6 protein-coding genes and 1 other annotated feature are annotated in these 8,000 nt (G+C 43.1%); of the genes, 1 reads left to right on the top strand and 5 read right to left on the bottom strand.

Features of this window, described 5'->3' with window-relative positions; all coding sequences use genetic code 11:
- Positions 1–82: 82 nt before the first annotated feature.
- From ACYVLS_RS00950 to ACYVLS_RS00940, 3 genes are all read right to left on the bottom strand, one after another.
- A complete protein-coding gene (locus ACYVLS_RS00950) occupies positions 83–316 on the bottom strand; it encodes a hypothetical protein (RefSeq protein WP_460320178.1) in 234 nt (77 codons plus the stop codon).
- Positions 317–451: 135 nt separating this feature from the next.
- Positions 452–1,639, bottom strand: a complete 1,188-nt coding sequence (locus ACYVLS_RS00945; protein ID WP_460320176.1) for a GNAT family N-acetyltransferase — start codon at positions 1,637–1,639, stop codon at positions 452–454.
- A 129-nt stretch (positions 1,640–1,768) separates the two neighbouring features.
- Positions 1,769–3,202: a 6-phospho-beta-glucosidase gene (locus ACYVLS_RS00940; protein WP_460320174.1), complete on the bottom strand. Its 1,434-nt coding sequence runs from the start codon at positions 3,200–3,202 to the stop codon at positions 1,769–1,771.
- Positions 3,203–3,379: 177 nt separating this feature from the next.
- Between ACYVLS_RS00940 and ACYVLS_RS00935 the strand changes: the two genes are divergently transcribed.
- Entirely contained in the window at positions 3,380–4,657 is a 1,278-nt protein-coding gene (locus ACYVLS_RS00935) for a BaiN/RdsA family NAD(P)/FAD-dependent oxidoreductase (protein WP_460320171.1), read from the top strand.
- 223 nt (positions 4,658–4,880) lie between these two features.
- Here ACYVLS_RS00935 and argH read toward each other — a convergent pair whose 3' ends face one another.
- Both argH and ACYVLS_RS00925 read right to left on the bottom strand, forming a co-directional pair.
- Positions 4,881–6,263 carry an argininosuccinate lyase gene (gene argH, locus ACYVLS_RS00930; RefSeq protein WP_460320169.1) on the bottom strand — a complete coding sequence of 461 codons (1,383 nt, stop codon included), beginning with the start codon at positions 6,261–6,263 and terminating at the stop codon, positions 4,881–4,883.
- A complete protein-coding gene (locus ACYVLS_RS00925) occupies positions 6,260–7,531 on the bottom strand; it encodes an argininosuccinate synthase (RefSeq protein WP_460320167.1) in 1,272 nt (423 codons plus the stop codon). Before ACYVLS_RS00925 ends, argH begins: the two co-directional genes overlap by 4 nt.
- 63 nt (positions 7,532–7,594) lie before the next feature.
- Positions 7,595–7,832: a binding site (T-box leader), on the bottom strand.
- Positions 7,833–8,000: the final 168 nt, after the last annotated feature.

Raw genomic sequence — 8,000 nt, 5'->3', positions numbered from 1 at the left:
TTTGTTTTCGATCTAATCGAGAAGGATATAAAGTGGCATGATAGACAGTTAATACTTAAAAATGTCTAAAAAAGCAGTGAGTTTAATAGAAATAGTTATCCACATTTAGAGGTATGAATAATTCAGGCTTATTTCCTTTATCTGAAATTTTAACAAAATCAATGTACTCTTCAGGTATTCTTTCAGATGAGGTTTTTAGTTCCTTTTTAATTTCATTCCTGGACGCTACCCCACCAAGTTCTCTTAAGGCCAATAAAAGTTCTTTTTTTATAATGCTATCGATATACTTTCTACTAGGTAATTTTTCTGGATTCAATAGTATCCTCCCCTAAATATAATGATTATTCTTATTGTAACATGTACGTTTTTTGTGATTCCAATACCCAACAGCATTTGTAATTCAGGCATTAAAGGTTATCATCATAATAAGTTTAACTTTAACCGACCACAGTTAAAAGAAGTCATGCAGCTCAGGAACACCTTCTGGCAGGAGTCTCTGCAATGTTTGAGCTGCTTCCTTTGTGCAATCAAGCGAACCCTCAAACTCTAAGTCAGCTGCTTTTTTATACTGCATAAATAGCTGCGTCCAGATCTGAATGCTGGCTTTCATATAAAAACTTTTGTCTTCTGGCTCATCAACTGTCGTTACACTACTGTTTCCTTCGTTAAGTACCAGCTTAAATACTTTGTCGTTCCATTCTGCTGTGTCATCCGTGACATTTAAATAGAATGTCTGTTTTTCTATTCTTTTAAATGGAAACTGCTTCAAAAAGTTTTTCATATCTACAATGCGAGCCATCATGCCCGATACCATTTTCTGCGTGAGGTCTGCTTCTCGAAAGAGGTGCGCAACCTTTTGATTTGAACGCGCGATAAAGGTAAATTTTTCGAAGCCGGCAGCGTGTGACGCAATAAATTCCCACAGAGCCTTTTCAGCATCACCTGTCAGTGCTATTAGTTCGTTAATCTCAAAATGGTTCAGATTTTCTCCTGAAAACTCATAATGAATGTAGCCTTTCGGAACGCCTTTTTCGTCCTGATAGAGTGCCAGATTCTTCTTATCCGATACCATAATCCGATTGTCCCAAATCCAGTCGCTTCTTTTTAAAGGGCCTGTAGACTGTTTCATTTTTTCATCATAAATAGCTTTAATGGCTTCTTTCTGATCTTCCCAGCTGACTCTTTTGACCGTCTGTTCAGGTGACTTGAAGGAACCAAAATCTTCCGGCTTGATGGTATACTGGCGTTCTTCAAACGTCACTTCATAACCAAATTTACGGTAAAAGTTATAGGAAAAGGGTGCCAGGTAGGAAAGGACCATTCCACGTTCTTTCATTTCTTTTAAGTTGGTGGTCATCAATTGGCGGATATGGCCCTGCCCTCTTACTTCCGGGTAGCTGGTGACATTACCTATGCCGCCCATTTTAAACACTTGTCCGTGATAATAGACTTCAAAGGGAAACAGTATAAGCGAACTGGTCAACTGATTCTCAGAAAAGGACCCTAAAGCATGACCATAATCGAACTCCTTCTGCATTCTTTCTTTGCTTTCAGTTGTGTGTTTAAAATGAAAGGCATACAGGTTTAACTGGTATGCTTCCTCAAAATCCTCGCTCGTCAACTTTCTTAGTGTTGTCATTTTCTATTCTCCTCCACTTTCGTTGCCGTTTTTATCTAGTCCCATTATACCCATTTTTTTTACAGACAGACAAAAAAAGCCCCTGCCAGCTAATCGACAGGGAACTTCTTCTCATACTCATTATTAATCTTAATCGTTACTTAAGTCTTCACCGTTGGTTTCAATTACTTTTTTGTACCAGTGGAAAGATTTTTTCGGTGTGCGTTCAAGTGTACCGTTTCCTTCGTTATCACGGTCAACGTAAATGAAGCCGTAACGTTTTTTCATTTCGCCGGTTCCGGCACTCACGAGGTCGATACAACCCCAAGACGTATAGCCCATCAAGTCCACACCATCCAGCTCCACGGCATCTTTCATTGCATCAATATGCGCAGACAGATAATCAATACGGTAGTCATCTTCCACATAACCGTTTTCGTCCGGCTGGTCAATGGCACCCAGTCCGTTTTCTACTATAAATAATGGCTTCTGGTAGCGGTCATAAATTTCGTTCATCGTCACACGCAGACCAAGTGGATCTATCTGCCAGCCCCATTCGCTTGCTTCAAGATACGGGTTCTTAACAGAAGCAAAGATATTCCCGGCTGTTTTCTCATTGACTTTCGGATCACCTGAGGCCACTCGGGATGAGTAGTAGGAGAATGAAATAAAGTCGACGGTATGCTCTTTAAGCAGTTCCTTGTCGCCATCTTCCATTTGAAGTTCAATACCTTCGCGTTCAAGCTCTTTCAATGCATAAGCAGGATACTCGCCGCGTGACTGTACATCAATGAAGAAATAATTTTCACGGTCAGCCTGCTGTGCTGCCAGTACGTCTCTTGGATGCGGTGTATTCGGATAGTATTTTCCAGCCGCCAACATACAGCCGACTTGGTTTTCCGGGTCAACTTCATGGGCAATTTTTGTCGCCAAAGCACTGGCTAACAGTTCGTGATGCGCTGCCTGGAATTTAACCTGTTTCTGATTTTCGCCTTCTTCAAAAGCCAGACCGGCTCCCATAAAGGGTGCATGCAGAATCATATTAATTTCGTTGAAGGTCAGCCAGTATTTAACCAAGCCTTTGTAACGAGTGAAGAGTGTACGTGTTAAGTTTTCGTAAAAATCGACCATTTTACGATTACGCCAGCCGCCATATTCTTCAATTAAATGCATTGGGCAGTCAAAGTGTGTAATCGTTACGAGTGGTTCAATGCCGTGTTTGTGACACTCTTTGAAGAGGTCTTCGTAGAATTTCAAGCCTTCTTCATTCGGTTCGGACTCGTCTCCTTTAGGGAAAATGCGTGTCCAGGCAATCGACAAGCGGTATGTCTTGAAGCCCATTTTTCCAAAGAGTGCAATATCTTCCTTGTAACGGGTATAATGATCGATGGCTTCCTTAGCTGGATAAAAATGCTCATCGTCAAAATCAAAGTGCTTTTTCTGGCCTGTAATAATCGCCGGACGGTCTTCTCCGATTGGCACCACATCCACGTTGGCCAGTCCCCGTCCACCTTTATCATAGCCACCTTCAAGCTGGTTTGCCGCCGTAGCGCCACCCCATAAGAAATCTTTTCTAAATCCCATTGTCATTCCTCCTGTTAAATCTGAATTTCATCTACTCCTTAACTCTATAGAATGTAATCCATTACATACAAGCAAAAAGGTAAAATTTTTATTAGGATTGCTTCAGAACATAGATTGCCCTCACTTAATATGGTAAAGTGTCAAAGATATAGGCTTAGAAAGAAAAGAGGAACACACATGACACACTATGATGTACTCGTTGTCGGTGGGGGAACAAGCGGCATGATGGCTGCCATTTCAGCATCTGAACACGGGGCAAAAGTTGCAGTCGTTGAAAAGAATAAATTTGTTGGCCGAAAGCTTCTGGTCACAGGCAACGGACGCTGTAATGTAACCAATAATCGTGATAAAGAAGAAATTATTTCACACATTCCTGGGAACGGGCGTTTTCTTTACAGTGCCTTCTACCAGTATGACAACTACGACATTATGAATTTTTTTCAGTCCAAAGGCATTAAACTGAAAGAAGAAGATCACGGGCGTATGTTTCCGACAACGGATAAATCACGTACCATCGTCAACGCACTGATTCAAATTATGGAAGAGGCCAAGATTGATGTGCATACCAATGCACCGGTCAAAACGGTTATTTACAAAGACGGGGCTGCCGCTGGGGTCGAGCTGGAAGACGGACGGACCTTGTCAGCTAAATCAGTCATCTTATCCACTGGTGGTCGTGCCATGCCGAAAACCGGCTCAACCGGTGACGGCTATAAATGGGCAAAAAAAGCGGGACACACTATAAAAGACTTGTACCCGACTGAAGTACCAATCACTTCCGAAGAACCCTTTATTTTAGACCGCACGCTTCAGGGGATTTCTCTGCGTGATGCCGACTTGAAAGTCCTGAACAAAAAAGGCAAGGCAGTGATTAGCCACCGCATGGATATGATTTTTACCCACTTTGGGATTTCCGGACCGGCCGTCTTGCGTTGCTCCATGTTTATCCTGCAGACAATGAAACGGGACAAGACTGACCACGCCGTGATGAGCCTGGACACTGTGCCTGACGAAACGGTCGGTTCTTTGAAGCAGTCTCTTGAACGGCTGATGAAACACGAAGGCGAAAAAAGCGTTAAGAACACACTCAAGCAGTTTGGACCCGAGCGCTACATTCTTTTCGGGCTTGAACAGGCAGGAATCGATAGTGAGCGTGCATTTAAGACCTTAACGCCAAAAGAAATTGAGACAGTTATTGAATTTTTGAAAGATTTCCGCTTCAATGTCCACGGATCACTTCCAATCGAAAAAGCCTTTGTAACCGGAGGCGGCGTCAATACGAAAGAAGTCAATCCAAAAACACTTGAAAGCAAACTGATGAATAACCTGTACTTTACGGGTGAAATATTAGATTACAACGGCTATACAGGAGGCTACAACATTACTGGTGCCTTCATTACCGGTCGCGTTGCTGGCATGCATGCGGCGCAGACTTCACTGGGTGTAAGTTCGTAACAGTTGAATAAAGAACGTTAATGGGAGAATCTGGCATGCCAGATTTTTCTTTTTTATTTTACTGATGAAGTTCAGCTGTCTAATTAGTAGCTGAACTTCATCAGTTACTTGACTGCTTGAGTTCACGGAGTTGAATGTATGCATAAACTAAAGCAAATCAGACAAAAATGGAGTTCAGGCTGAAAAATATCAGCTGAACTCCATTTTTATTGAGTGTAGTGTGCTAAGACAAATCCAGCTCACTCTTGAGGTCTTGAATCTGTTGCTGGACAGCTTCGGGCGCCGGACCACCCTGGATGCTGCGTTCGGTCACACAGTTTTCCAGGCTGATGGCTTCATAAATGTCTTCCTCGAACAACTCATGCAGAGACTGGTACATTTCAAGCGGCACGTCTTCCAGTGTCAAATCTTTTTCTATGCAGGTCTGAACGAGCTGACCAATCACACCGTATGCTTCACGAAACGGCACACCCTTTTTGGTCAAGTAATCTGCGCAATCTGTGGCGTTGATAAAACCTTTGGCTGCCGCTTCTCGCATGCGTTCTTTGTTCGCCGTCATCGTTTCCACCATCGGAATCATTGCCGACAAGGCTAATTTGACTGTTGACATACTATCAAACAGGGCTTCCTTATCTTCCTGCATATCTTTATTGTAAGCAAGCGGCGTTCCTTTCATCATGGTCAGCAGCGTCTGCAGATTTCCGTAAGCACGTCCTGTCTTCCCGCGAACCAGTTCGGCCACATCGGGATTTTTCTTTTGCGGCATGATGGAGGAACCAGTCGCAAAGGCGTCTTCCAGTTCCACAAAATGAAATTCCTGCGAGCACCACAGAATAACTTCTTCAGACAAGCGGGATAGATGCATCATTATCATACTGAGAGCATAAGCCGCATCGATGGCAAAGTCTCTGTCGGACACCCCGTCCAGACTGTTTTCAGTAACGGACTTGAATCCTAATTCGTCAGCTACAAACTGACGGTCCAGCGAGTACGTCGTTCCTGCCAATGCCCCATTACCCAGCGGCATCGAATCGGTATGCTCCATCACTTCTTCCAGTCTCTTCATGTCTCTTTTTATCATTTGAGCATAAGCCATTAAATGATGAGCGAAAGTAACCGGCTGGGCAATCTGCAGATGCGTATAACCAGGCATGATGGTAGTCAAGTTCTCTTCAGCCTGCTTAATTAAAACTTCTTCAAACTGCAGCAGCTGCTGGCTGACTTCTGTGAGCTGCTTTTTTACATACATTCTCAAATCAAGTGCCACCTGATCATTTCGGCTTCTACCCGTGTGCAGTCGTTTGGCCGGTTCCCCAATCCTTTCAGTGAGCACACTTTCAACAAACATATGAATGTCTTCCGCATCCGGGTCAAAAGCCAGTGACCCTTCTTTCAGGTCCATCAGAATACTTTCCAGCCCCTCTACAATACTTTCGGCATCTTGCTTTGAAATAATTGCCTGCTTGGCCAGCATTCTGGCATGGGCGATGCTTCCGGTGATGTCTTCTTCAAACAGAACATAGTCAAAACTGATGGAGGAATTGAAAACATCCACTTCTTTTGCACTGTTTCCGGAAAAACGTCCTTGCCACACTTTTTTCTTCATGCTCTCATTCCTTCGTAATTCATCTTGAAGTTTTTATCTGCAAGTTTGCCGAACTGAATTTTTTGCTTCATCTCAGCATGAATCACGCTGGAAAGGCCGAAGAGATTGATAAAGCCTGCTGCATCATTCTGGTTGTAGACATCATCCTCGTCAAAGGTCGCAAAGGCTTCTGAATAAAGGCTGTATGGCGACTCAACACTTGAAACAACCATATTTCCCTTGTACAGCTTTAGCTTGACGGTGCCGCTGACGGTTTTCTGCGTTTCGTCGACAAAGGAATCCAAAGCTTGTTTAAGGGGTGTAAAGTACTGGCCGTTGTAGATCAGGTTGGCATATTTCTGTGCCAGCTCCTGCTTGTACTGAAGGGTTTCTTTGTCCAAAGTAATCATTTCAAGCTGCTCGTGGGCAAAATAAAGCAGGGTGCCACCTGGTGTTTCATAGACGCCACGGCTCTTCATGCCGACCAGACGATTTTCAATAATGTCCTGAATACCGATGGCGTTCGATCCGCCGATCTGGTTGAGCTCTTTAATCAAGCTCACCCCATCCATCTCCTTACCGTTTAAAGCAACTGGAATGCCTTCTTCAAAAGTAATGCTGACCATGGTGGCTTCATCGGGTGCCTGTTCTGGTGAGACACTCATTTCCAGAATGGAATCATACTTCGGTTCATTTAATGGATTCTCAAGGTCCAGTCCCTCATGGGATAAGTGCCACAAGTTCTTGTCTTTTGAGTAATTGGTTTCACGTGATATTTTCAGAGGAATTTCATGCTTTTCCGCGTAATCAATGGCTTCTTCACGGGATGTAATCTCCCACGTTCTCCACGGTGCGATAATGTCCAGTTCCGGTGCCAGAGCCTTGATGCCCATTTCAAAACGAACTTGATCGTTTCCTTTTCCTGTACAGCCATGACAGATAGCGTCTGCTCCTTCTTGCTTGGCAATATCCACCAATGCCTTAGCGATGATTGGACGAGCCGTTGCTGTTCCCAGCAGGTATTTATTTTCGTAAATGGCTCCGGCTTTCAACGTCGGGAAAATAGAATCATAGACAAAATCATCTTCAATATCTGCCTGATAAAACTTGGACGCTCCTGTTTTCAATGCTTTTTCTTCCAGTCCTTCGAGTTCATCTTCCTGTCCAACATTTGCCGTTACTGCAATAATTTCACTTCCGTAATTTTCTTTGAGCCAGTGTATGATTACCGATGTGTCGAGTCCTCCGGAATACGCCAGTACAATTTTTTTATAAGTTTTATTAGTCATAAATCATTCTCCTTTTGTGCTTCATCCGATTTTTGAGTATAAAAAAAACGCCTTCTGTTTTTACACAGAGACGACTTCATCGCGGTACCACTCTAACTGCAGACTCCTTGGAATATAAAAAGCATGGGTCTACCAACTCATCGCATTAACGCTGCAAACGGCTTTTCGACTTAAGGTCTTCTACCCTATTTCTGAAAAGCATCTCACAAGCTCGTTTCGGTGGTGGGTCATGTCAGCCTTCCACTCTGTGCTGACTCGCTGGAATGATTCACTCACTTACTCTCTTGTTCTGTGATGTTGTTAGTAGTCTACAACACCCCTTATGCTTTGTCAACACAAAATATTTATTTTTTTTGTATAAAAAACGCAAATTAGACTCAAAACGAACTTTTTAAACAGTTTACATACATTATGTATTCTTTATCTTGAATAAAAAAACCAGAGCAGAAATAAATCCGCTCTGGTCGCG

The organism is Alkalibacterium psychrotolerans (assembly GCF_054784355.1).
The sequence above is the reverse complement of the archived record's forward strand: the minus strand, read 5'-3'. Positions and strand labels throughout refer to the sequence as shown.

Coding starts and splice junctions, on each gene's coding strand:
- ACYVLS_RS00945 (WP_460320176.1), bottom strand. CDS start 1,639: ATGACAACACTAAGAAAGTTGACGAGCGAGGATTTTGAGGAAGCATAC.
- ACYVLS_RS00940 (WP_460320174.1), bottom strand. CDS start 3,202: ATGGGATTTAGAAAAGATTTCTTATGGGGTGGCGCTACGGCGGCAAAC.
- ACYVLS_RS00935 (WP_460320171.1), top strand. CDS start 3,380: ATGACACACTATGATGTACTCGTTGTCGGTGGGGGAACAAGCGGCATG.
- argH (WP_460320169.1), bottom strand. CDS start 6,263: ATGAAGAAAAAAGTGTGGCAAGGACGTTTTTCCGGAAACAGTGCAAAA.
- ACYVLS_RS00925 (WP_460320167.1), bottom strand. CDS start 7,531: ATGACTAATAAAACTTATAAAAAAATTGTACTGGCGTATTCCGGAGGA.